The 473-nt window shown below is 71.5% G+C and carries 1 protein-coding gene; it reads left to right on the forward strand.

What is annotated here, in order from left to right:
- Window positions 1-473, forward strand: a 473-nt coding sequence (locus ACLQ21_RS15720; RefSeq protein WP_425664912.1) for an IS30 family transposase, incomplete at both ends; no start/stop codon positions are given.

Genomic DNA, 473 nt, shown 5'->3' on the forward strand with positions numbered 1-473 from the left:
CGGATCAGCGAGCGGCCGGCCGAGGCCGCCGACCGGGCCGTGCCGGGGCATTGGGAGGGCGACCTGATCATCGGCGCCGACTCCGGCTCCGCGATCGGCACGCTGGTCGAGCGCAGCACCGGCTTCGTGCTGCTGCTGCACCTGCCCGGCGATCACACCGCCGACACCGTCGCGGCCGCGATGATCGCGAAGATGCGCGACCTGCCCGAGCGGCTGCGCCGCTCCCTCACCTGGGACCGCGGGAGCGAGATGGCGCACTGGGAACGCATCCGGCTCGAGCTCGACATGGGCGTCTACTTCTGCGACCCCCACTCGCCCTGGCAGCGCGGCTCGAACGAGAACACCAACGGGCTGCTGCGCCAGTACTTCCCCAAGGGCACCGACCTGTCCTTCCACGGCCCAGGCCTGCTCGACAACGTCGCCGACGAGCTCAACGCCAGACCCCGCAGACGCCACGACTACGAGACCCCAGC

Source organism: Agrococcus sp. DT81.2, from assembly GCF_049844935.1.
GTDB lineage: Bacteria > Actinomycetota > Actinomycetes > Actinomycetales > Microbacteriaceae > Agrococcus.